This is a genomic window from Neobacillus sp. S1115, assembly GCF_055385565.1.
The window spans coordinates 3,689,956-3,713,650 of sequence record NZ_AP038275.1; the positions used below are offsets into that span (position 1 = coordinate 3,689,956).

The 23,695-nt window shown below is 36.4% G+C and carries 23 protein-coding genes, 2 pseudogenes and 1 riboswitch; of the genes and pseudogenes, 3 read left to right on the forward strand and 22 right to left on the reverse strand.

Annotation, left to right across the window (positions count from 1 at the left end):
• Positions 1-47: 47 nt before the first annotated feature.
• The 15 genes and pseudogenes from ACZ5B7_RS17810 to ACZ5B7_RS17880 form a co-directional block, all read right to left on the reverse strand.
• Positions 48-797: an ABC transporter permease gene (locus tag ACZ5B7_RS17810; RefSeq protein ID WP_464490385.1), complete on the reverse strand. Its 750-nt coding sequence runs from the start codon at positions 795-797 to the stop codon at positions 48-50.
• Complete coding sequence (locus ACZ5B7_RS17815; RefSeq protein WP_464490386.1) at positions 798-1,559, reverse strand: ABC transporter ATP-binding protein; 762 nt, start codon at positions 1,557-1,559, stop codon at positions 798-800.
• Positions 1,560-1,688: 129 nt separating this feature from the next.
• A pseudogene (locus ACZ5B7_RS17820) lies at positions 1,689-2,244 on the reverse strand (DUF1048 domain-containing protein).
• Positions 2,241-2,585, reverse strand: a complete 345-nt coding sequence (locus ACZ5B7_RS17825) for a PadR family transcriptional regulator (RefSeq protein WP_464490387.1) — start codon at positions 2,583-2,585, stop codon at positions 2,241-2,243. Before ACZ5B7_RS17825 ends, ACZ5B7_RS17820 begins: the two are co-directional and overlap by 4 nt.
• Positions 2,586-2,951: 366 nt before the next feature.
• Positions 2,952-4,568 (reverse strand): ABC1 kinase family protein, encoded by a 1,617-nt coding sequence (locus tag ACZ5B7_RS17830; protein WP_464490388.1) that lies wholly within the window; start codon positions 4,566-4,568, stop codon positions 2,952-2,954.
• A gap of 217 nt (positions 4,569-4,785) precedes the next feature.
• Positions 4,786-5,964: a cation:proton antiporter gene (locus ACZ5B7_RS17835; RefSeq protein ID WP_464490389.1), complete on the reverse strand. Its 1,179-nt coding sequence runs from the start codon at positions 5,962-5,964 to the stop codon at positions 4,786-4,788.
• A gap of 219 nt (positions 5,965-6,183) precedes the next feature.
• Complete coding sequence (locus tag ACZ5B7_RS17840) at positions 6,184-6,858, reverse strand: potassium channel family protein (RefSeq protein ID WP_464490390.1); 675 nt, start codon at positions 6,856-6,858, stop codon at positions 6,184-6,186.
• 121 nt (positions 6,859-6,979) lie between these two features.
• Complete coding sequence (locus ACZ5B7_RS17845) at positions 6,980-8,329, reverse strand: TrkH family potassium uptake protein (RefSeq protein ID WP_464494516.1); 1,350 nt, start codon at positions 8,327-8,329, stop codon at positions 6,980-6,982.
• A 133-nt stretch (positions 8,330-8,462) separates the two neighbouring features.
• A riboswitch (cyclic di-AMP (ydaO/yuaA leader) is annotated at positions 8,463-8,650 on the reverse strand.
• Positions 8,651-9,287: 637 nt separating this feature from the next.
• On the reverse strand, positions 9,288-9,839 hold the full coding sequence (locus ACZ5B7_RS17850) for a DUF3231 family protein (RefSeq protein ID WP_464490391.1): 552 nt from the start codon (positions 9,837-9,839) through the stop codon (positions 9,288-9,290).
• Between the two features lie 355 nt (positions 9,840-10,194).
• A pseudogene (locus ACZ5B7_RS17855) lies at positions 10,195-10,383 on the reverse strand (cold-shock protein); the annotation flags it as partial.
• A gap of 25 nt (positions 10,384-10,408) precedes the next feature.
• Positions 10,409-11,431: a DUF3231 family protein gene (locus ACZ5B7_RS17860; protein ID WP_464490392.1), complete on the reverse strand. Its 1,023-nt coding sequence runs from the start codon at positions 11,429-11,431 to the stop codon at positions 10,409-10,411.
• A gap of 288 nt (positions 11,432-11,719) precedes the next feature.
• Positions 11,720-12,175 carry a C40 family peptidase gene (locus tag ACZ5B7_RS17865; protein WP_464490393.1) on the reverse strand — a complete coding sequence of 152 codons (456 nt, stop codon included), beginning with the start codon at positions 12,173-12,175 and terminating at the stop codon, positions 11,720-11,722.
• 596 nt (positions 12,176-12,771) lie between these two features.
• Positions 12,772-13,164, reverse strand: a complete 393-nt coding sequence (locus tag ACZ5B7_RS17870; RefSeq protein ID WP_464490394.1) for a hypothetical protein — start codon at positions 13,162-13,164, stop codon at positions 12,772-12,774.
• Positions 13,165-13,402: 238 nt separating this feature from the next.
• Entirely contained in the window at positions 13,403-13,888 is a 486-nt protein-coding gene (locus ACZ5B7_RS17875; RefSeq protein ID WP_464490395.1) for a CDI toxin immunity protein, read from the reverse strand.
• A 130-nt stretch (positions 13,889-14,018) separates the two neighbouring features.
• A complete protein-coding gene (locus ACZ5B7_RS17880; protein ID WP_464490396.1) occupies positions 14,019-14,240 on the reverse strand; it encodes a hypothetical protein in 222 nt (73 codons plus the stop codon).
• A gap of 162 nt (positions 14,241-14,402) precedes the next feature.
• On the opposite strand from ACZ5B7_RS17880, the gene ACZ5B7_RS17885 reads away from it, so the two are divergent.
• A complete protein-coding gene (locus ACZ5B7_RS17885; protein ID WP_464490397.1) occupies positions 14,403-15,242 on the forward strand; it encodes a tyrosine-type recombinase/integrase in 840 nt (279 codons plus the stop codon).
• A gap of 293 nt (positions 15,243-15,535) precedes the next feature.
• A complete protein-coding gene (locus tag ACZ5B7_RS17890; protein ID WP_464490398.1) occupies positions 15,536-16,165 on the forward strand; it encodes a cysteine hydrolase family protein in 630 nt (209 codons plus the stop codon).
• Positions 16,166-16,479: 314 nt separating this feature from the next.
• On the opposite strand, the gene ACZ5B7_RS17895 is transcribed toward ACZ5B7_RS17890, so the two are convergent.
• Positions 16,480-16,956 carry a hypothetical protein gene (locus ACZ5B7_RS17895; RefSeq protein WP_464490399.1) on the reverse strand — a complete coding sequence of 159 codons (477 nt, stop codon included), beginning with the start codon at positions 16,954-16,956 and terminating at the stop codon, positions 16,480-16,482.
• Between the two features lie 214 nt (positions 16,957-17,170).
• Here ACZ5B7_RS17895 and ACZ5B7_RS17900 point away from each other — a divergent pair, with 214 nt between their 5' ends.
• Positions 17,171-18,007, forward strand: a complete 837-nt coding sequence (locus tag ACZ5B7_RS17900; RefSeq protein ID WP_464490400.1) for a hypothetical protein — start codon at positions 17,171-17,173, stop codon at positions 18,005-18,007.
• Between the two features lie 297 nt (positions 18,008-18,304).
• Here ACZ5B7_RS17900 and ACZ5B7_RS17905 read toward each other — a convergent pair whose 3' ends face one another.
• The 6 genes from ACZ5B7_RS17905 to ACZ5B7_RS17930 form a co-directional block, all read right to left on the reverse strand.
• A complete protein-coding gene (locus tag ACZ5B7_RS17905; protein WP_464490401.1) occupies positions 18,305-18,898 on the reverse strand; it encodes a thermonuclease family protein in 594 nt (197 codons plus the stop codon).
• Positions 18,899-19,087: 189 nt separating this feature from the next.
• On the reverse strand, positions 19,088-19,561 hold the full coding sequence (locus ACZ5B7_RS17910) for a hypothetical protein (protein WP_464490402.1): 474 nt from the start codon (positions 19,559-19,561) through the stop codon (positions 19,088-19,090).
• Between the two features lie 61 nt (positions 19,562-19,622).
• The gene (locus tag ACZ5B7_RS17915) at positions 19,623-20,663 is read right to left on the reverse strand and encodes a DUF3231 family protein (protein WP_464490403.1); all 1,041 of its coding nucleotides are present in this window, start codon (positions 20,661-20,663) and stop codon (positions 19,623-19,625) included.
• Between the two features lie 217 nt (positions 20,664-20,880).
• Entirely contained in the window at positions 20,881-22,326 is a 1,446-nt protein-coding gene (locus ACZ5B7_RS17920; protein WP_464490404.1) for a spore germination protein, read from the reverse strand.
• 169 nt (positions 22,327-22,495) lie between these two features.
• The gene (locus tag ACZ5B7_RS17925; RefSeq protein WP_423798309.1) at positions 22,496-22,855 is read right to left on the reverse strand and encodes a hypothetical protein; all 360 of its coding nucleotides are present in this window, start codon (positions 22,853-22,855) and stop codon (positions 22,496-22,498) included.
• Between the two features lie 323 nt (positions 22,856-23,178).
• Positions 23,179-23,610: a DUF2383 domain-containing protein gene (locus ACZ5B7_RS17930; protein WP_464490405.1), complete on the reverse strand. Its 432-nt coding sequence runs from the start codon at positions 23,608-23,610 to the stop codon at positions 23,179-23,181.
• Between the last annotated feature and the right edge of the window lie 85 nt (positions 23,611-23,695).

The following is a 23,695-nucleotide window of genomic DNA, read 5'->3' on the forward strand; positions in this document are numbered from 1 at the left end:
AATCGCAGCTGCTGACTATTGATTTGACTAATCCTATAATGGTGTACTTACCCTAATTGGCGTTTAAACTGTTTACTTGCGAAGAAGTAAGCGATGACCATGATGCCGACGCACCAGGCAAGCGCGATCCAGATGTCGTTGCCAACAGACCCTTCGTACAAGAGGGCACGAATCGCATTCACGATTGAAGTCACGGGCTGGTTCTCAGCAAACGCACGGACAATTTTAGGCATGGTTTCGGTGGGGACAAAGGCCGAACTGATAAACGGCAGGAAAATCAGCGGGTACGAGTAGGCTGTCGCCCCTTCCATAGACCCCGCTCTCAATCCGGGAATGACCGCCAGCCATGTCAGCGCCAGCGTAAAAATCCCTAGTATCCCAGCAACTGCGAGCCAATGTAGGATATCAGCGCTGGAACGAAAGCCCATCAAAAGCGCTATGATGATAACCACCACGACAGTAAGCGCATTGGAAACAAGCGAGGTCAACACGTGGGCCCACAATACCGATGAGCGCTTGATGGGCATGGTAATGAAACGCGCCATCAGCCCGCTCTTTACATCCGTAAACAGCCGCAAGGAAGTGTAAGCGACGCCGGATGCTATAGCCATCAGCAAGATTCCCGGCAATAAATAATTGACGTAGTTGTCCGTGCCTGTCTCTATAGCGCCGCCAAATACGTAGACAAACAGCAGCAGCATCATAATCGGCGTAATCGCCACCGTGATAATCGTATCAGGGCTTCGCATGATGTTGCGCATTAAGCGCCCTAGTAATATCCATGTTTTACTTTTCATTTACATCTCCTCCTTTTTGCCGATGATCGCGAGGAAAATTTCCTCCAATGTCGGCTGCTTCTCGATGTATTCCACTTTCGCTGGCGGGAACATTTCTTTAAGTTCGGTAAGGGTACCGGTCGTGATGATTTTTCCGCCATGCAGGATTGCGATACGGTCTGCCAGTTGTTCGGCTTCCTCCAGGTACTGGGTTGTCAGCAAGATGGTCGTGCCGCCGCCGGCAAGCTCCTTGACGGTATTCCATACTTCAATCCGCGCTTCGGGGTCAAGCCCTGTGGTCGGTTCGTCGAGAAAAATGACTGCTGGCTTCCCAATCAGACTCATGGCGATATCAAGGCGGCGCTTCATCCCGCCGGAATACTGGTCTGCCCGGCGGTTGGCCGCATAGGTGAGGCTGAATCTGGCAAGCAGGTTGTCGGCGACTTGAGCGGGATTGGAAACTCCCCGCAACTTGGCAATCATCATCAAGTTTTCCCTCCCGGTGAGCATACCGTCTAAAGCAGAGAACTGCCCTGTCAGACTGATACTTTGGCGAACATGATCCTGTTGACGCTGGATGTCAAAGCCGCAGATTCCCACTTCGCCGCTATCGGGCTTCATCAGCGTCGAGAGGATGTTGACCGTCGTCGTCTTGCCCGCTCCATTTGAGCCCAGCAGAGCGAAAATTTCGCCACGCCGCACCTCAAAATCCACCCCCTTTAAGACTTCCTTATCTTTAAAGGATTTTTTTAACCCTTTTACAGAAATCGCTCCATTGCTCATACTTTTTTCCCCCTTATAAAAAGCGCAGCAAGGCGCTAGATTGCCAATACTACCCTACTTAGTCTGACTGATATTCAGTATTACTTACTACCGTGTTAAAAATATAACTGAATAGTGAAGGTGATCACATTACATTTGTAACCAGCTATTCAGTCGGTATGATCTATTGAATTTTCTTTTTTCCCAATCCTTCATGATAATCTGATTTAAATCTTCACGATACTTTTCAACATAGGTTTTAGCGTTTGCCGCTAGTTCGTAGGCAAAGGAAGCCAAGTCGTCATCAGTGGTGGTTTGCGCCGTTAGTATCGATGCTAGGCGAAAATCCACTAGGATTTCGCCGTTAGCCACGACCAATCGTATCGTTCAACTTCTTGCGAAACTTATCCTTCCAAGTTTGCTCATCCTTCACTAGCTCGTCGCAGAAAGCAGCCACGTCCTCGCCCGTGAGGTCAGTAACTTTCTTGCCTTCCACTGCACCTTCCTCGAAGAGGTCGAGAATGCCGTAAAAGATACGGCTGCTGTCCTTCCAGTCGATAGGACCACCACCAGCAGTCCACATATATTTTTGGATAGCTTTGTAAGCGTTGTGGTATTCACTTGGAAGTGCCTTCGCACGTGCCTCCATCGCTCTCCATTCCCGCTTGTCATCCAGACTTCCGATAATTTTTTCAAAAATATTCATTTTACTTCTCTCCTTTTGATTTTATTAGTTTTGAGTTCGTTAATTTTACCTGAGATGAATTCCCATTTTTTCCAAAAGATTTTAAGTTGTTCTTGACCTGCTGCGTTGAGTGTATAAAATTTTCTCGGCGGTCCCATAGTGGATGGCTTTTTCTCGATGTCCACCAGATTGTTTTTCTCAAGCCGCATGGTAATCGTATAAACTGTGCCTTCAACCACATCAGTGAAGCCAAGTTCTCGCAGCTGTTGCGTGATTTCATAGCCGTAAGTTTCGCCACGGCTGATGATTTCAAGCACACACCCCTCAAGCACCCCTTTCAGCATTTCTGTTATATTTTCCAATTTTTACCTCCGCGTATATTTTACTTATATTTTTTCAGTAGTCAGTATCACAGGTATTTTGTGTTACTGACTACTAGTATATAGTATTACTGAGTAGGGCCGTTTGTCAATAAAACTTTTCGTCAAAAAAGCCCGTTTTTACGACGTCAAAGGTGTTTTTATCAAATTTGACAGCTAAGACTTTAGCCAGACACGTGATTATTCTCAAGAAGATCTAAATAATTTAAAAATAATTGGTGAAGGGGTTGATGACCAGGAACTCACTCATTTTGGTGGACTTGATTTACATGTTCCAACTATTCAAATAAGTTTTATCTCGTTCAATCACTTAGAATAATTTTTTTAAAACATAAATCATTTATTCTACTATCTTCGTTTTTCATGCATATACTTCATCCATTTTCTCTGTTTATAACTACAAATTAAATACCCAACAAAAGACACAACGGTTACTCCACACGAGATCTGCCATATAAGAGAGCTAACTGTATAAATACCTAGTACAATTCCTGTGAATCCGATTAGTGTTAATTGAAATAACTGCTTTTTATTATTTTCATAAATAGTAAACTGGAACTGTCTTCTTTGTTCAATCTCTTTTAGTAATTCTAATTTTTGAGGTGCATCTAAAAATTCCACAACAGAATGGAAAATCTTAAAAATCGGTTGTGATTGAATCCATTGCCAAACAAAGGACCATTTATTCCCTTGTTTCCCCAGCCACTCAATAAACACAGGTTTCATTAAATCAATAAGTTCAGAATCTGGAGTCAAATTTCGAATAATCCCTTCAATCGTTACAAAAGATCGGCCTAAAAAGACAAATCTTGTTGGGACTTGTATGGGCAAGGCTTGGAGTAAATCATTCATTTCCATTTTTAAAGCAAATAGGTCCATTTCTTTTAATTGTGATGGCTGTATGGCGATCAATTCAGCTAATAAACGCTCAATTGTTCTTGACTCAGCATCAGGTAGCAAAAATCCTAAATGGATCAAACAATCAACAGCTTTAGGATAATTTCTCGAAAGTATGCTTTGGATTAACCCTTGAAAATAAGCTGCATCCTGTTTAGAAATCTCCCCCACCATTCCAAAATCAAGCAAGATAATCTTACCTTCCATTGATATTAAAACATTACCTGGATGTGGATCTGCATGAAAAATACCTGGTTCAAGCCATTGAGGAAGGAATACTTTGAAAAGCCTCTTGGCAAGCTCCTCTCGGCTTTCTGTTAATAGCTCTAACCCCTTCGTATCAGTGAGCTTTATACCTTCAACCCATTCCATTACAAGGACATTTGGGGTGCTAAGTTCTGGGTATACCGAAGGAATCTGCACGACATTCATATCCTTAAATCGTTCTCTAAAAGAAAGAATTGTGTCTAATTCCTTTGAGTAATCAAGTTCACGCTCAATCACTTGTTTAAGTTCTTTAAACAGAACTTTAAAATTAATGAACCCTTTTGGCATGGGAACAAAGTGATCAGCAAACCAAATAATAATACTTAATGTACGGAAATCTGTTTGAATCACCGAATCAATATTAGGGCGTTTTACTTTAATGGCAACCTCTGTTCCATCTTGCAGCACCCCCTTATATACCTCTCCTATCGATGCAGAAGCAATTGCCGTTTTTTCGATTGAGATAAAATTTTTATTAAGTGAATTCCCCCATTCCTTTTCAAGGATTTCCTTAATCTCAATCCAGTTTGAAGGAGGAACATGGTCCGTGAGATCTTCAATTTGATGAATAAAAGCACTGGGTAATAAATCAGCACGGGTACTTAAAAACTGTCCGATTTTGATTAACAGTCCCTCTAATTCAAATAGGGTTTTTCTAAATCGTGCTCCAATTTCACCCCATAGTATTTCCCATTTGTCTTTAGGTTTTCTTCGAATTTTATACCAATAGATTTGAAGGAAGATAATAAAGGCCATAAAAAGCAATTTTCTAGTTCGAGATAACTTGTTTCTCGTTTTCATTAGCACCCCTCTTTTCTTATAACTATTTTGTTTCGACTTTATAGAAAAAAGCCTGTAACAAAAGGACATAAAAAATCCTATGGTGACAGGCTCCTCCAGAAAACACGCTATTTTATTACTTAAACTATATCATAATTATTGTTTCGATTTTTCCTTTTTTTGAACTTTTTAACAATATCTCTTGAAGCTTTTTGGCAAAATTGGATTTAATTTAAGATTAAATTTTAAATTTTTTCACAAGAAATTTTATAGTTGTTCCTTGTACTAGTAAGGAGAACAAAACGTTCCAAAAAGTCATTGCTAATAATAGGTCTTTCCCATTGAAATTTGGAGTCATTGATAATATTAGTGCAATGGATAAAGAGCCTTTCAGCCCTCCCCATCCAATAACAGTCCTCCATGTTAGTGGAACTGTTTTATCAAATGATAAGCTCACAAACACAGCTACAATCCGTGAAATAACTACAATTACAATACTTCCGATAACAACTGCCCACTTCCCTTCCAGTCCAATCCGAGCAATCTCTAATCCGACCATGAAAAAAATCATGGCATTCGCAAGAAATGCAATTGTCTCCCAAAACGAATCCATTTCCCGTAGGGTTTTCTCTGACATCCCAATTCTCTTTCCGTAGTTTCCAAAAATTAAGCCAGCTACACCTACTGAAATCACACCTGAGAAATGAAAATGCTCGGCAAGCTCGAAGGCACCATAAAAAAGAACAATGGATAAACCAATTTCAATTAAATGCTGATCAATATGCCGAGTTATCCGAGAAGCTAAAAAGCCTAGTAAAGACCCGACAGTTATTCCCCCTACCACAACCTTTAAAAATTCAGCCGAAGCATTAAAAACCCCCGCTGCAGTCAACACAGTGGTAACAAGTGCAATTTTAAAAAGTACAACGGCAACACCATCATTACCTAGACTTTCCCCTTCCACAATAATGGATAATCTTTTGTTTAACTTCATTGACTTAAAAATGGTTAGCACTGAAATTGGGTCCGTGGCTGACATTACAGCCCCAAAAATAAGTGATTCTTGAAGTGACAAACGTAATAAGTAAAGGGAGAATGTAGAAACCAATAAAAAAGTTAGAAACGTTCCAAGAAGTGACAATAATAAAATTGGTTTCTTGTTCTTTTTTAGTTCTTCAAATGGCAGTTTTAAAGTCGCATCTCCTAATAAGGCTGCAAGGAAAATCGTAATAATTGCCGTTTGAAATATAATATCGTTTGTTGCATGGTGTTTGACTTCTTCCAAAAAAGGAATATGAAGTAAACCTATGAATAGACCCGCAATTACAAGCAGAGTTGGGTAAGGTTGATTTATTTTTTCAGCTATGAAGGCAACTCCAACAGCTATTGCTAAAAGAATGATCCAAACTTCTATCATAATTGGATTTCCTTTCTAAAATAAGTTTTTATACAAAATGTATTTCATTCTTATCTTTGCATTTAAACTGACAAAAATACGAAAAGAGCCTGTTCAAAATGGGCATTATAATCCCTTGGTGACAGGCTCCTCCAAATTCATTTTGTATTTTTATTTTTAGGTTGCAGTATTGGGGTTCAAAGTTTATTTATATTTATTAGATTATCATACATAAATTAATTAACGTGTAGAAAGTATCTTGTGGTTTACAGTCTGAAACTTTTTTAAATTTTTCTTTTCACCAAGCACGATAAGAATATCATTTGACTGAATAACATCATCTGGAAGTGGTGAAATGTTCATTTTACCTTTACTGTTAATCGCAATGACGCTTAATTGATATTTAGCACGAATATCTAGTTCACGAAGACTCTTTCCAATCATAAAAGGTGCAGCTATGATTTCTTCAATATTATAATCTTCGGATAGCTCAATAAAATCAAGCACATTAGGTGACATAATGTTTTTAGCAATACGAATTCCCGTTTCACTCTCCGGAAAAACAACATGATCTGCTCCAACTTGAGTAAGAACTTTTGCATGCTGTTTTGTAACAGCTTTTGCAATAACCTTTTTTATTCCTACCTCTTTTAAGAGCAAGGTGGTCATTATACTTGCTTGAATATCGTCACCTATGGCCACAACAACTACTTCCATGTTCCTTATTCCCAGTTCCCCTATCGCAATTTCATCCGTTGTATCTGCAACAACCGCATGTGTGACTTCATTAGCAACTTCATCAATTCTCTTTTCATTTTTATCTATTGCTAAAACCTCTGCTCCCTCATTAAATAACTCAATTGCCACACTTGAACCGAAACGCCCCATTCCGATTACAGCCGTTTGCTTTGTCATAGAATTATCTCTCCCAGTGTTTCATTTAATTTCGTCTGTCTATTTAGTTTTACCATTAAAGGTCAAAATTCTTTTAACTTTTTTCTTTCTAAAATGCTTTAGAATTCGTCCATTTCTTTAATTATCCAATCAGTATTTTTTCTTCAGCATATCTTACTTTGGATTCTTTTCGTTTCAACATGATAGCAAAGGCCATAGTTAAAGGCCCAAGTCTTCCGATAAACATCATGATAGTAATTAATAATTTTCCTAAAGGAGATAAATCTCCTGTTATCCCAGTGGATAAACCAACAGTACCAAAGGCTGAAATTGTTTCAAACAGGAGCTTCCTCGTATCCACATGTTCTGTATAGGTAAGTAAAAAGAAGATTGTAAAAATAAATATCATCGCTGATACACTAATAGACAATGATTTATTTACCAACCGCCAAGAAATCCTTCTTTTGAAAATATTGACATCATCCCTATTTGTAAGAACAGACCATAAAGCAAATAAAATGATGGCGAAAGTGGTTACTTTTATTCCTCCACCAGTGGATCCTGACGAAGCCCCAATAAACATTAACGCCATAATGAAAACCTGTGAAGACACAGTCATCTGACCAATATCAATCGTATTAAAACCTGCTGTGCGAGGAACAACCCCCTGGAAGTAAGAAGCCCAAAGTTTATCTGCCAACCCAAAGTGTCCAATTGTAGCTGAATTATGATACTCTGAAATCAAGATGACCAAAGTTCCAATTACGTTTAGAATTAAGGTCATTAGTAAAGCTACTTTCGAATGGAGAGACAATTTTCGATTGGTTCCTTTTTTCCATAAATCCATTATTACAGTAAAGCCAATCCCACCCGTAACAAATAAAAAAGTAATGACAACATTTACGGTAGGGTCGCCTACCCACTTACTCAAGCTGTCAGATTCAAGTCCAAAGCCAGCGTTATTAAAGGCAGAAATAGAATGAAAAACACCATAATAAATCGCTTTTTCCCATGGCATCTCAAATGACCATCTTATCGCTAAAATGATTGCACCAATCATTTCTACAATCAATGTAATACTGATGATTTTAATAACTAAATTAACAACTCCTGAAAGTGAAAATAAGTTCAACGAATCCTGTAAGAGCAATCTTTCTTTTAGACCTATTTTCTTTCCAAGGATGATGAACATTAAGATACCAGTGGTCATAAACCCCCATCCGCCAATTTGAATTAAAATTAAAAGAACAATTTGTCCAAACAATGTAAATGTTGTTCCCGTATCCACCACAGCGAGTCCTGTAACACATACAGCAGATGTCGCCTCAAATAAGGCATCAACAAATTGGAGACCTTTTCCCTCTTCATGTGTAGCAATTGGTAACATCAAGAGTAATGTACCAATTAAAATAAGGCTACCAAACCCAATAATTAGGATATGTGCCGGGTGCAATTTTATCAGATTATTCTTTTTAACAGATGAATTCACAATTCCCCTCACCTTTTCAATGTACAAATTATTTATTGGTATTTTACCCATAATAATAAAAAGCCACTAAAGAGATAAAATCTCTCCGTGGCTTTTTATGCATCATGAAATAAACATGCTGCCTGCACGAAATTGTAAAATCTCTTCAGAACGCTTACGAGGTTAGCTGACGGATTCGGGTGCTAAGAGTCGCCCTACTTTTAAAGCAATTAACACTTGCATTTAAAAAGATTCACCCCATAAAGGTTTTTGTTTCATTACGATACAAAAACCTTTATAATTTGGTTCCCCCGTTCCCATTATGGAACTCAGCGATTTCAAATTAAATTTATGAATCAAATCTTACTCCCTTGTTTTCATTTTGTAAATAAAAAAACGACGCATTCCTTAAGCGTCTTACCTTTATTAAGAATTTAGACGTTAATTTTCACTTGTTGCATTTTGATTATTTGTTTTAAAAAACACTTTCATCAAACCATTTTTGTTATGATCTGGGATATTTATTAGAGAATAATTTAAAGTTAGTAAGAATGCCATATTGTTATAAATAAATATTGAACACATCAATACGAGTAAGATTTCTAAGGTTATGACAATCCCATAAGAAATAATAATCGATGAATACATATTTCAGTTCAATCCTTTTTGAGTGTTATCCAATTCGAATTGCCAAATGAACCTTATTTAAATAAAAAGTTATAATATTAACACCCAACTTTCGGTAATTTCTTCTATTATAATTTTAGAAAGAGATTTATTTATGCTGAAAAAAACTCCTTTAGCTTTCTGGAGGCAAACACCTTTATCATTGAATATTTTATTAAACTCAATTCCCATTTTAGTAAAAAGACGACTACTCTTATTTAACAATGGCACCCGATAGTTGAATATGAAAACTATAAATCCTGGTCTATTTTAGACACAATTAAAAAACCAACCCTTAAGATTGAGTTGGTCTTTATTATCGTGGTAGACCAGGAGGATAGTAATATGGAGGTACTTTAAGCCACCCTCGTTTACGCATAAGTGTTTTTAAGGTTGTTCCAAACGTTGCCCATTCTAGATAGTTTTGTAACCAAATTAATCCGACATCATTTCGAACAGAATCAGCTTGTCCCTTAGAACACGCTTGCAAACAAGTAACTACCTTGAATGCTATACCATTTGCAAGTTCGTTATCCGTCAGCTTTACCCCTAAAGGAATATCATTTGGGTCTGAATTTGGTTTTGATGATGAGACATCTGGTAAGGGAATTCCCTCTTTTTTCATAAAACTGCTTAATTTTTTCACTTGTGATTCACATACCTGAATAACATCCTTTAACATTTCTTTCACTTCATCATCTGTTGTTGTATTTAATCCCATTTCCTCATAACGAATGAACTCTTCCATTAATGTTAAATACGTCCAACAGTCACCAGCTTCAATGATATGTAACGGTGATTTAGGCTCATTTGTGGTATCAATCGATATTTTAAGCGTGTTCCAAATCGCCTCAAAAGGATTAGACATTACCACACCTCCTTTACAGTATTATTCCAAATTTATTCAAATGCATGTAATATTAGTAAAATCATTGACCTTGTTGAAATAAATTGCCCCGATAGAATAAGAAAAGTAATCCTACGGTTATTGAAGCACCGCACCTGATTTGTTTCAGACTGTTTCTATGTTGCCAACAGAGTTTTTCACTTGGTAAAAAAATACAAAGAAATTAGGAGATCCACAATGTATGTGCTACACTTGGTTTACCATTTGATTTACTGTTTTCAAGTACCCTACTCATTTTTGAGTGGGGCTATTTGTTTTTCTAAGAAAAATAAATAACAGACTCTAAAAAAGAGTCTGCTCAAGTTTGGAATTATATTTAAGCCTTACGAACGTTAGCTGCTTGTGGGCCGCGTTGTCCTTGCTCAACATCGAAAGTCACAGCTTGACCTTCTTCTAAAGTTTTGAAACCTTCGCCTTGAATAGCTGAGAAATGAACGAATACGTCTTCTCCACCTTCACGTTCGATGAATCCGAAGCCTTTTTCGCTGTTAAAGTTCTTAGGCTTATTTACAGAAGGACTTTAAATATGTTTATAATTGATTCTTTTTCCTAATTAGTTCATCTCGATCCGGTGCCATTGGAGGCTGTTCCAACCATCCATTTTTTATCATAATATTAGCTCCATCTTCAGCAAACAACTGCACTTCTAAGGATAGCCTGTTATACATTGCACTAATATCACCTCTTGGACTTTGGCTGACAGCTGTACCGTAATACCCTACGCTCAAAGTAACCAAACCAGATGTGTAGAACATCATAAGTTTATCAGAAAATGTATATGCTGTACTATTCGTTATTTCTGAATCCCATGCCATAGGTGCAGGGAGTTTACTTTCCTCTAACTTTCCTCTAAATAATTTAATATGTTTATTCCCAATTTCTAAACCTTTTAAAAAGAATTGTTTTACATCTTTATTTTGTGCAACCTGGCTAAATCCAGTAAGTGTCGCAACTCCTAAAGCGTTTCTTTGGAGATTGGCAAATAAAGCGTCTACTTCGGCAGCGGTTAATGGTCTTTTCTCTCCAAACACATCTAACATAAACCATTGCTTTTTCACAAATTCAACCTTTTCTAAATTTGGCAAGCTGGGAGACCTGATAAATAATCCTTTTGACAATAATAATTCCGTTGAATTTTTATATAATTGCATTGTTTCGGTAAGGCATTCCATATAATAACTTTTAATGTCATTTCTTACAGATGCCGCTACACTTCCAGCATAAGAAATAAGACCAATCTTAGACATTTGGTTTATAAAATTAAGTACAAAAGTGTCAGAATAAAGTCTAGGAGCGGATAAATCTACATCCTCTTTTATACTAAAACCGCATGGTACAACATTTTTTTCCTCTGTTAAAATGGCTGTAATTTTTTGAATATGTGATTGAGATAACTCTAAAGCAAATTTAATAATAGGCTTAATTTCATCATCCTCAGCTTTTTCTAAAAAATATGAAAGAACACATATGCTTGAGCTATCATTTAAGTATTGAATCCAAAGTTGGGCAATCTCACCTGCTGTTAGCCTGATCTGTTTTCCTTTTTCCTCCATAAGTAACCTCCAAAAAAGATATACTAAAAAATACCTTCCCCATAAATTACATATAGTATGTATTAGTTACCTTTAAAACCCAAATCGTGTAAGCACCCCAAAAGTCAGAATTCAATTTTGGGAAGCAGTACAGATCGCTAGCTCATTTTCATACTTGCACCCCATTTGTTTAATATGAGCTTAATCCTCAAGATTTTCAATTACTTTCAAAGAACCCTATTTTAGAGTAGTTTTGTAAGTTAAGAATAATACTATTAAATGAAAAAAGACCATCGTCACCGATGATCTTTATACTCGCTTTACTCCAATATATCTAGCATGCCAATATGGATTGCTTGTGTAGGTGATAATGACGCCTTTTGATGAGGATGCCATGATCATTTTCCCGTATCCGATATAGATAGCAACATGGGTTGGGGCACTTGCTTTGGATGGTCCATAGAACAGTAAATCACCGATCTGCAAATTAGATGGTCGATATCCATTTCCATAATACATTTGGGCAGCAGTGCGATTTAGTGTTCTTCCCGCTTTTCCGTAAGAATACTTCACAAGACCTGAACAGTCAAATCCGCTTGGCGACATCCCGCCCCATCGGTAAGGAACTCCGATATTAGATTTCGCAATCGAAACTGCTGCTGTATGATAATTATAAGTTGCTGCTTCCGCGTTATCACCCTTGGCGGCGAACAAAGAGCCACAAGAAGCTAAAATGGTAAAGGCTACGATGAATTTCTTTAGCATGATTGTTTCCTCCTAGTGTGATTTGATAGGTTCACTATACTAGAAAGGTATAACAGACTCATCACAACAATATGATAATCTCATTACAAAATTATTTTAGAATAATTATAAAAATAAATAATTATTTTTTGCATGTTCTGATTTGCTTTCTTTTTGCTATTAACCTGCCCTCTTTAGCTGAACGAGAAAAGCGATTGCTCTTATTGAACAATCGCACCCGTTAGTTTAAGTGTAATACTTCACAAAGTTTAAGTTAAGGATAAGAAAAAGACTATTCATATTTGAATAATCTAACTTGTACACTCTTATTTTTTTAACACCTTAACTAACTTAACCATTAGAAATCCAAGAATAACAAGTCCTGCTAATATTGCTATAGGTGTTATTGTATTTAATATCATATACTTCCCTCCCAAGGTATCCTAATTACCATTATACAATAAATACCAATTGTTGTGGGAAATTATTGAACAAACCTGCCAGTTAGCATAAGAAAAAAGCCGCCAAAAATGGCAGCTGGCTCTTAAACTCTTGCCCCCGTTAGCCACCCATGCAGCAGAACGGCTATAAAGACTGAAATGTTACTTTTTTGAACTTCATTTCTCCTTTTTTACTAAATAACCTAATAAAAAATACAAGATACTTAAACATAGAATCAGAAATTCATACGTTGTTCCTATGGCACCTCTTGAAATAAAAAAAGTGAATAGTAGTACGACACCAATTAACATACAAAACCCAATGTAAAAGTATCTCCATCCTTTAAATTTGATTCCAAAAGAACCTGCTCCTGTTATTACACTACCTAGGCCTATGCTAAATAAAATTACTAAAGTGAACTGATTTCTGGCTGTTGTGTCCATTTCGGAACCGAGAGCTTTTCCTAAAGATGTTCCTAGTAAATATAGGAGTCCATACCCCAAGGTAGCTATTATCATTATTGTCCCTAAAATCATTCCAATCGTTTTAGACATTTTATATTTACCCATGTTTCCCCCCTTAGTATCAAATATCATTGCCTCGAAATCACAATTTCCACTAAGGCATAGTTAGAATACAAATCACTCAATGTATACCGTAATTTTCCTATAAATACTTGTAGAATCTGTCGAATAATTAATTATTTTTTCAACAAATCTTCAACTGCCCCTTTAGTTGAATAACAAAAAAAGCCGCCAATTAGCAGCCCGATCTTCCAGTAACGTACCCGTTAGCTTAATAAGCACCTCATATCCAACCTATTGTTATTTCATCATCATGACAAAATTCAATTACATATTTTAACGAAGGACTATAAATCCATTGGTCCGGTCCCATATCCATAATATCCTCAATGCTTTCTAGTATTGTAAATAAGGAGGTCTTTACCAATGGGTATTTATATATCCCAACAATAAGGTAAACAGGAACTGAAGTGTCTAAAGATTGATTATATAGGACGGTTGGGATATTCAATATATCTTCTTTAGTAAGAATAATTTTGTTACTCACCTTTTCCCAATCAATTCTTCCCCAATATGCAATCGGAAAACAATCTGTCATATTACTTTCAATCTTATCACTTTCGCTCTCATCTAATATATCCACTTTGTCCTTTTCGGGGAACAGCTCTAACATCTCTGAAATTTGTTGCTCTTTTTCCAATTTTTCTTCATGTTTCTTTCTTTCTTGAATTAGATATTCTAAACGCTTTTTTCTTTCTTCTCTATTCACAGGATAATGCTCCTTTACTAGCCGACTATTTATAAAGGTACCACGTTGCTTAAATTAAACTGCCAGGTTAGCATAACAAGCAAAAAACCGCCGCACTCAAGCACCCCGTTAGCTGAATAAGAACTTTCGTTTAATCTTCCTTTTGCTTTTTCTTATACATCTCTTTTAGCTTATCTGGTTCAGGGATTCTATTTATTAGCTTTATTAGTGCTTCTACACATTTATCATTTGTAAAATTACTTTTTTCATCTGTTGCCATTTCTAAATAAGCAGCGGTCATCATTACAATGCTTTTAGCATCTGATTCATCTAAAGCAATGATTTTTTCTCTTGTTTTAAATATATCCACCATAAAATTATCTCCCTAAAATTGATTGAATGTATAGTAAATTCGCTATAAGAAAATGTTTTCCTTCTTAAAGTAACCTGCCCCGATAGTTCAATATCTGCACGTTTCCATTTCAATAATCAAGGCAATAATTCCTCTTATTTAAATGAAAAGGAGAAAATTATTTTGTTATTATCAAAAGCCTGGGAACTTTATGAATCAGATAAAAGGATCGAAGGATTCTCTCATCAAACATTAAAAGCGTATAAGCTCCAATCTAAGCAACTAATCCAATACTTTAACGATGTGAATGTTGAAACATTGACTACTGATCAACTGAAAGGATACTTAGCAAAATCCAGTGAACACCTGAAGCCATCAAGTTTGGCTCATCGAATTCGATTTATTAAATCTGTATTTCGGTGGTCACACGAGGAAGGGCATATATCCAAAAATCCAGCCGCCAAAATCAAAGAACCTAAACAAGGAAAACGAATTCCAAAATTTTTAACGGAGAGAGAAATTGAACATTTGAGGGAATCGTGTTTTACTCCAATGGAAAAGGCATTATTCGAATTTATGTTTTCAACAGGTTGTAGAATAGGTGAAATTGTTTCTCTAGATAAAAATAGTATTAATTGGTCAAATCATTCTGCCATTGTGCGTGGAAAAGGCGACAAGGAAAGGGAGATCTACTTTAATATACGGTGTGAAATCTGGCTCAAGCGATACTTAGACCTTCGCCTAGATAATGACCCAGCTATTTTTGTTACTGAACGGCACCCACATAGAATGAGTATTGGTCAGATGAGGTATATCATAAAACGAATATCAAGCCGTGCAGGGATCAACAAAGAAATTCATCCACACCAACTACGTCATAGCTATGCCACACACCTATTGAACAACGGAGCTCCCATTGATGTAATTCAAAGTTTGCTTGGGCACGAAAAAAGTGAGACTACTAGGATTTATGCTCAATTAAGTGGCAGCATAAGAAGAGAATTTTATAGAAAGTATTTTTAAAATGGATTGGCAAAAGGCAACGGACACTCCGCTGCCTTTTCACTATTGCACCCGTTAGCTTAACAAGTACCTTCTTGAAACATTCGTCAAAGTTGCACACTAATTTTCTATAACAAAGTGAACTAAACAAACTACAAATACATATAAATGCCTATAGAGTTTTTAATGACTATGAACTTGTTCGATGCGGCTGTCGTGTCAATGCTGAATTTTTTTAAAAAACAACTTCTCTATCTTTCCTGAACAGGTAACAAACATTTCCGCAAACTTATGTTGCGAGGGAGGTAAGTAATTTGCCGTTTAAACCACATCCCAATAATACTGCTATTGTAATCACAGACCCACAAAATGACTTTATGAGTCCTGGGGGAAGAGGCTATCATCTGACTAAAGGAACTATTGAACGAAACAATACCATACAAAAACTTGAACTATTAATGAGAACTGCCCTCAATAAGGGATACCAACTTTTCATATCGCCCCATTATTTATACCCTCATGATTATGGCTGGCAATTTACAGGAAATGAACAAAAGATGCTATTAGGTCTTAGAATGTATCAAGTGGCAAATGCGTACACACCACCTTCATTTGGAGCTGATTTTGTTCATTCTTTCAAACCTTATATTTTTGATAGAAGAACCGTCATTGCAACTCCTCACAAAGTTGCCAGCCCACAAACAAATGACTTGGAATATCAGTTACGACAACATAGAAAAGAGAAGATAATTATTGCAGGGGTGCTTTCCAACGTTTGTGTAGAGTCCCATATGAGGCATCTAATCGAAACTGGTTTTGAAACAGCTGTTGTATACGATGCCACCGCAACAATTAGTGAAGAGGATTTTCAAGCTGCCGTTACCAATTATAAAGCATTTGCCAGTGCTACTTGGACGACACAGGAGGCTATTTCAAACTTATAAATCATTCCCCAATGGTAATTTTCCTATACAACTTGTCTGAACTGTCCCCAAGTGGTTACTTGGTCAGAATAAGAGCTTGGAAATAACGGATGAATTTAGATAGCACACCCCCCCTCCAATCTGTTCGGAGGGGGCTATTCTTGCTTGGCACAAACATAAAAGAGCCATTTCCATTCTTCAACTAAACTGCTCCGTTAGTGGAACAAGAAAAAGAGTCGAAGCTTACGAGTTTTTGTTAAACACAAGCACCCGTTAATTGAATAAAGAATACATTTAACAATACTGCTTTGAACAACTAAGTAGAAAAACAATTATTACACTGATTTTATCTTATTTTCATTCGTAATTATTTTTTCTACAATGTATTGATAGCCATAGATAAAAATTGATAATAATACACAAATAAAATACCAAATGGTATGATTTATTTTTTTAAATTTAAATATATCAAATTTTTCCCACATAGAACCAAGTAGAAAAGCATTAAAAATATTCGCAATGGCATTGGTAACGAGGTATTTTGGGAAATTACCGTAAGCTAGTTTAAAAATCCATAGCGTTGCTACAAAATATGGTCCTAATATGTATGAGAAATCTACATTACCAGGGGAAAGTGGATTTTTATTTATCCACCATCTTCTCTTATTTCCGATGACACTAAAGACACTTAAAAATAAGTTAATAAAACTTGCTACGGGTAAATACCTTACAAGTGATTTTTTATCCATAAACAGAACAGAAAGCCATGGAATGATTATCATATATAACGAAAATGCTTTCTTTTTATTCATCTCAACCAACTTCCTCCAGAATGTTTTTTTTATCATTCCTCAGGCTTAGCTTTTTTATTATCACTTATTCAACTATCCTGCCCTTTAGTTTAATAAGAAAACGGGTTCATCGTACCAACTCGTTTTGAACATAAGCATCCGTTCGTTTAATAAATAATTCCCTTCAAATGAACAATAATAAAACTAAATGTCAAAAAGTAAAACGGTGTCAAGAATGAGAAAAAAGAAAAAACTTTTCAATAAAAACTCAACTCCTTTTTTGTTGTTAGTAGTTATTCACTTAGGAATGTTATTGATATTGTTAAAACGTAAAAAACAAAAGGATGTGTGGATCTTACTATTATCAAATATAGGATTTGCTTATTTATTTGAGTATCCGACTCTCAACTTATTTAATGGTTATAGATATAAACCTTCAATAATGAAAAAGCGTGTTTTTGACTCAGTCTTGGGAGCAATCTTTTCTCAAGGAATTTATGTACCAATTACAGCTACTTTTCTAACTCTACTAAATAAAAACTGGAAGTGGAAAATAAATTTCAGCATTTTTTATTATTGTATTGAAAAATTATTTTTACAATTAAATATTTATAAAGATTATTGGTGGAAACCTATATACACTCTAGTTTTAATCAATGTATTTTTTTATATTAGCGATGGGTTTTATAAGGCACTTTCAACCAAAAAAAGATGGGCAATGGTCATTGCTCATTACTTGTCTATTGAAGTAGTTTGGATTACTGTTATGTATATTTCTGCAATAAAACGTTTGATTCGATTTGGGCGAGGAAATTTACATACGTGGACTGAACATTTTAAAATCGTACCTCTATACAGTTTGATACTCTCCTTTATCGCTACCATTACTTCTTCAAAGACTGGATTGCTTTATAGAATACTACTACCAATAAGCCATATATTTATTGATCTAACTTTGGTTAAAATGAATATCTTAAAAATGAATATCAACCAATTTTTAGTTACCAGTTCTCGATATTTAGTAATGACATTTATTTCAAGATTTTTTTATAAAACAATACACAAAAAATAAAGTAACCATTTTCATGAATGGTTACTTTTCTACCTTAACTATTCTGCATTGTTACTTCAATAAGAAAAGTGCCTTGCTCCAATATTGAAGCAAAGCACCCCTTCGTAATATAAGGTTAGCCAGATTTTTCTGGTTGACCTTTTTTTATATGGTTTCCTTTAAATACAAAAATCTTTATCTAATATTTTCGTAAATAATCATGCTGAACAAATTATGGGGATTGGGCTCCTTTATTTTATATAACGAAGTAAATAAAAATGGATATGTACTCGAAAAAAATGCAGCGGAAACCAAATTTTATCCATCTAAACACCCATTAAATCCCCATTTTGTTACAAACCCCGGACTGCTCCAGATGTTAGCTTTGTTGCGTATGGCTAGCCGTTCATCGTCCCTAAATAAAGTAAGATATTTATAGGGAGGATTCATTACGTAAGCCACCCTCGCGAATCCTTCCTTCAGCAGGCTTTCTTGAACCGACTTTCCATCAACATACACATAGGCTAGCAACCGACCGTAGGCATCCCTTGTGTTCCCCTCTTCCAATACCAAAGTCAAGCCGCCTGACTTCACCAGCTCGTCATTCCTTGAAAAAGCTTCCTTCGCATAGGGCTGAGTGCACATTCCCGGCTTTTTTGATTCCGGGGTATCAATCAATAAATAGCGAACCGCTTCAACTTTTCCGTTTACTCTTGCACGGATTGTATCTCCATCGATGGTTTCTACTAGAACTGCCGGTACCCGCTTCTGTGTATAAAACGCAGAGGCTATTGCTGGAGTCGTTTCCCTATTCTGTTGAACGCTGCTCCCTCCGTTTTTTAGTGATCCCGGCTGCAATGCCAGAAGGGCTGCTCCTGCGATAAGGGTCATGCCGGCAATTTGCTTTTTCATTAAGCTTCCCCTCCTCCCCGCACCGGCAAATTTATAAACCGTTTTCACCCTTTATTTAGTGAAATGAATCGAAAAAGGAAAGGGTCGAAGGAAAAAAATTTTTTGACATGGCGAATTTGTGAAACAGAATGAAATCCTTTCTATTAAAAGCCGCCAATACTAAAAAAGGGAACGCAAAAAAAGTGTACCTTAATCAGGTACACTTTTACTAAGAAATTTTGCCTTTTTCAATAATGCTTTTAATACTATACCTATGACAACACCTGGAATCACGCATACCATTGGAAACCAAACTGTTCCCAAGGAAACCCCAAATAACCTTACTTTTGCTGAATATATAAGGCCCAAAGTAACGAAAAAAGCACATAGAACAAAGGGTAAGAACGAATAAGGTTCTTTACCTCCACCTGCATCTTTAAATGAATCCCACATGGCAAAAAAATAGACACACGGATAAAACATTAGCCATTGGTATTCTGTCTTGTCAATGGCTCTTTCAATTTCACCGATAAAACTAAGCAAGATTAATTCATTAAAATGAGATTGACCATTAATAAGAAATTCTAATGATATAAATATGATTCCTTTAAGGTATTTTCCATTCAGTAATTGACCAAATCCAGGGAGTGCAATACTCCACAACAATTTTTCTTTTGGATTCAAATCTTTCTAACCTTTTTCTTTTAGATTTTTGACGATGTTAGGCTTTTGGAATAAGGGATGGTTACTCGTTTTTTGCTAACTTATTTCTTTCAATGGCATACGGGGGCTGCTCCATCCAACCGTTCTCCACCATAATCTCTGCTGCATCCTCAACAAATGATGCGAGGCGCAATAATGACTTTGTGTACATAAGCCCAATATCATGTCTACCATTTACTGCCTCAGAATTTCCAAATGCCCTAAGTTTCATGGAGAACATATCCATTTTATGAAACAACATTAATTTATCTGAAAATGGAGCAAAAGTTGATTTTGTAACCAAATGGTCAAGATAAGATGGCGTAGGCAAATCTTCTTTATGTAGTTTTTCCATGTAGGCTTCAACATGTTTATGCGTCATTTTCTTCCCGCGAATAAACAGCTCGCGAATCTTTTCCGATTTTACCACTTGGCTAAAAGCCATAATGAGTGCTTTACTTGTTACATTATTTTCAATATTGTCGTAAAGGTGAGTAACCTCTAATGCGTGTAATGGCCGTACATCTCCTAAAAAACCATTTAAAAATTCTTTTTGAACAAATTCCACTTTATCGGGTACAGGAATAATAGGGGGTTTGATAATAAGGCCCTTACCCATTAATATCTCTTTGATTTGGACTATCAAAGCTATGGTGGAATCCATACAATAAATAAAAAACTCTTCTACATCCTTTCTATAAACAAGTGGTATGGCAATTTGATAAATACTCAACCCCGCTTTGGCAGCATATTTAAGATAATGAACATAGTATTCATCTTCAAATAAACGAGGAGCACCAACGTTTAGATCTTCCTCTTCTGAAAAACCTTTCGGAATCGGGAAATTTTCCTTATTGAATATTGCCTCAGTTTTTTTCATAAAATCCGTGCTTAATTTTAATGCGTTCTCTAATAATGTCTTAATATCTTGATCCTCAACATGTTGAAGGAAATAGCGTATAATGCATCCTGACATGCTGTTACCCATATAGGTCGCCCAAAGTTTGCCCATTTCTGCTGAAGTAAGATTTTCAGTTAGGTCCGTTTTTTCTGAACTTATATTAATTGGCGTTAGCGGTTCCATTAAGAAAAATCTCCCTTTTCGAGTTTTGAGTTAGTATTCTCCTCCATTCAAATCATATTCAGGTGTAACTTAACCTTAATTAATCAAAAGGGTTACAAAAATAGACAATGCGAAATAACTTTTCTGTTCAAAACATTTCAACAGGAGTGATCTTAAAAATCAAATTGGCAACTCCCTCGTATACTCTTTTTTATGTAAATATGGTGTTATACATCGTTCACTTATCATTTTTATTTTTATGAGGATAGGTATGTTTACTGTTAACCAGTCTTCTTAAATCACCCCTAAAAATGGAGTCTTTCATTTCATGAAGGCTAAATGGGATGAAAGGAGACAAATAGGGAACACCCATGGACCTAAGCGATGCCATGTACAAAATTAATAGAAGAAAACCGATCAGTATTCCAGTCATTCCTAAATAATTTCCAATTAACAAAAAAGCAAGACGCAGTAAATTTAAAGCTCCCCATAAGCCGCCGCTTGCAATATGCATACTTGTCAAAAAGTTTACACCGACCACGATCATTGTTAAAGGGTGAATGACTTTGGCGAAAACAGCAGTCTCTCCGATCGTGATTGTTCCAATTAAAGTAACAAGTAAGGTGGTATTTTTGGGAATTCGTAAAGTTGCTTCAAGAAGCGAATGAAAAATAAATAAGATAAACAACACTTCCCATACAAACGGTAGCATTGTATCTGAACTCGATAATAATTTTTTGTCAAATGAAGAAGGAAACCAACTTGTATGAAATCGAGTAATGGCTATATAAATAGCAGGTAATAGGAGTGCCAAAACCCAACTGAACAATCGAAAAATTCGAATGCCAAAACGGCCAGCTTTTGAATTATATTCATCTGGCTGCTGAAAATAATGGATAAAGAGACAAGGCACAATCAATACAAAAGGTAAGCCATTTATAATAAGTACGACTCGCCCCTCAAATAATGCCGATACTGTTACATCAGGGCGCTCGGTCGTGAAAACTAAGGGAAATAACGTTTTTTTCTCCTCTAATGCGTCCTCAATGACACGAGCTTCCAATAAATATGTTACATCGATTCCATTAATTTTCTTTTTTACTTTTTCAAGTACCTGTTTATCGACATATCCTTCCATAAACAGTATGGCCACATCAGTTTTTGAATCATTTCCAATTTGATACGATTCAATTTTCAGTTTCTGCGTCTGAATCATATTCTGCAACAGATTTAAATTAACCTTCAGCTGTTCATTAAATCCAACCATGCTGCCTTTAATCGTTTGTTGCGTATTAGGCCCTGACACGGATCTTGTTTGCCAATTTGCGACATCTGCAAGAATTCCCAGATTATAGCCATCAATTAAAACCAAACATTTTCCTTTTGTTAAGGCGGTTGCAATCTCATCGATTGAAGACTCAACTGTAACGTCAATGATTGATAGATGATCTTTTATAACAGACTCAATACTTATCATCTTTGTCATGTTCAATAATGGAGTTAAAATATTTTCTTGGATGTTTTGCGTATTTGTGATTCCATCCAAATAAAAAATGGCAGCTTCACTTTTGGTTTTATCTCCGACGTTTAATTTTCGTATTTTCAAACTTGATAAGCCATTAAACCGTTCTGAAAGAGCTTTTAGATTGCTATGTAGGCTTATAGATATATCTGCTCTGGTCATAACTCGATTCCTTTTTAATTTTAGTATGACCTGCTGTTTAAAAAATTTTCTTTATACAATGAAGACTTCTTGTCTAAATTTAATAAAAACCAAGCGTCTCCACTTATTGTAGAAACGCCTGATTTATAGAGACTTCATATTGGGTTTAATTTTTTTATATTAACAATTTTTAATAATGGGGGTAATAATGCTGGTGATATGGATATGGGTACGGATGGCCATATCCAATGCCTGGTCCGCCAAACCCAAGTCCAGGATAATAACCTAACCCTGAGCCTGGTCCGCCTAAACCTAGACCTGGTGCGAAACCAACGCCCGAACCCGGACCACCTAAGCCCATACCTGGATAAAAACCAGGTCCAAATCCTGGTCCCCCAAAACCAAGTCCTGGTCCAAAACCTAACCCTGAGCCTGGTCCACCTAAACCAAGTCCTGGTGAAAAGCCTACCCCCGAGCCTGGTCCACCCAAACCTATTCTTTCATCAATTGGAACATGGACAATATAATTTATATGATTATACGGACTCACTTTCATCCTCCTCATTTCGTGTTTCTTAGAGCATATGCTTTTTGGGAATAAATTCCTGGGTATTCGTCCTGAATCTTCAAATTATATATGACAAATGCGGATGGGTTTTTTTTAAACTAAGCTTCTCGGTACTTGAAAATACAGTTTCTGAAATTATGTTTTTGTACAAAAAAGCAGGTAGCCCAAACAGCCACCTGCCATCTCTCTTACTTTTCGTTTTTCATTAATACGTCAACTACCGTTTCCTGAGGCATGGGGACGGTTCTTTTGCCTCAATTTAGCCTCAAAAGTGATGCATGAGAACCGTCCCCATGCCTCACTCATCAATTCAGCAATTGTCGTAATTCTAGTGCAATTCTGCGGTTTGTATCAATTATTTCTTCGACGATTCGTTTACTTTCTGGGTCCAGATCTCCTTTTACAAGTTCTTCCGAGTACTGAACACCATATTGATCCATCCCTTTTAAGGCATCCTGGATAATCCCTTCAGTTTCGTCAGGGACTATCATCTTATGCATGTAGCTTTGCAGCTTGCCTTTGAGCCCTTCACTATCTGCAGGAACTCCCTGTAAATTTTGAATTCGTTCGGCAAGCACCTGAGCCGATTGCTTCGCCTCCTGCTGCAGAGATTGAAATTTCTGCTTTATGGCTTGATCCTTCAGCTTTTGAATATGGTGTTCAAAAGCATGGATTCCCATATAGGTTCCTCTTAATAATGTGTTTAATTCCTCAAGGACAATTTCGTCTTTATTCATTCCATTCACATCCTCCCTGTTATTATGAAGCGTGAGAGAGGTTTTATCCTTTCTTTTATTTCCTTATCCCAATTCATGATAAACA

Coding starts and splice junctions, on each gene's coding strand:
- ACZ5B7_RS17810 (WP_464490385.1), bottom strand. CDS start 797: ATGAAAAGTAAAACATGGATATTACTAGGGCGCTTAATGCGCAACATC.
- ACZ5B7_RS17815 (WP_464490386.1), bottom strand. CDS start 1,559: ATGAGCAATGGAGCGATTTCTGTAAAAGGGTTAAAAAAATCCTTTAAA.
- ACZ5B7_RS17830 (WP_464490388.1), bottom strand. CDS start 4,568: ATGAAAACGAGAAACAAGTTATCTCGAACTAGAAAATTGCTTTTTATG.
- ACZ5B7_RS17835 (WP_464490389.1), bottom strand. CDS start 5,964: ATGATAGAAGTTTGGATCATTCTTTTAGCAATAGCTGTTGGAGTTGCC.
- ACZ5B7_RS17840 (WP_464490390.1), bottom strand. CDS start 6,858: ATGACAAAGCAAACGGCTGTAATCGGAATGGGGCGTTTCGGTTCAAGT.
- ACZ5B7_RS17850 (WP_464490391.1), bottom strand. CDS start 9,839: ATGTCTAATCCTTTTGAGGCGATTTGGAACACGCTTAAAATATCGATT.
- ACZ5B7_RS17860 (WP_464490392.1), bottom strand. CDS start 11,431: ATGGAGGAAAAAGGAAAACAGATCAGGCTAACAGCAGGTGAGATTGCC.
- ACZ5B7_RS17865 (WP_464490393.1), bottom strand. CDS start 12,175: ATGCTAAAGAAATTCATCGTAGCCTTTACCATTTTAGCTTCTTGTGGC.
- ACZ5B7_RS17870 (WP_464490394.1), bottom strand. CDS start 13,164: ATGGGTAAATATAAAATGTCTAAAACGATTGGAATGATTTTAGGGACA.
- ACZ5B7_RS17880 (WP_464490396.1), bottom strand. CDS start 14,240: ATGGTGGATATATTTAAAACAAGAGAAAAAATCATTGCTTTAGATGAA.
- ACZ5B7_RS17895 (WP_464490399.1), bottom strand. CDS start 16,956: ATGAATAAAAAGAAAGCATTTTCGTTATATATGATAATCATTCCATGG.
- ACZ5B7_RS17900 (WP_464490400.1), top strand. CDS start 17,171: ATGAGAAAAAAGAAAAAACTTTTCAATAAAAACTCAACTCCTTTTTTG.
- ACZ5B7_RS17905 (WP_464490401.1), bottom strand. CDS start 18,898: ATGAAAAAGCAAATTGCCGGCATGACCCTTATCGCAGGAGCAGCCCTT.
- ACZ5B7_RS17915 (WP_464490403.1), bottom strand. CDS start 20,663: ATGGAACCGCTAACGCCAATTAATATAAGTTCAGAAAAAACGGACCTA.
- ACZ5B7_RS17920 (WP_464490404.1), bottom strand. CDS start 22,326: ATGACCAGAGCAGATATATCTATAAGCCTACATAGCAATCTAAAAGCT.
- ACZ5B7_RS17930 (WP_464490405.1), bottom strand. CDS start 23,610: ATGAATAAAGACGAAATTGTCCTTGAGGAATTAAACACATTATTAAGA.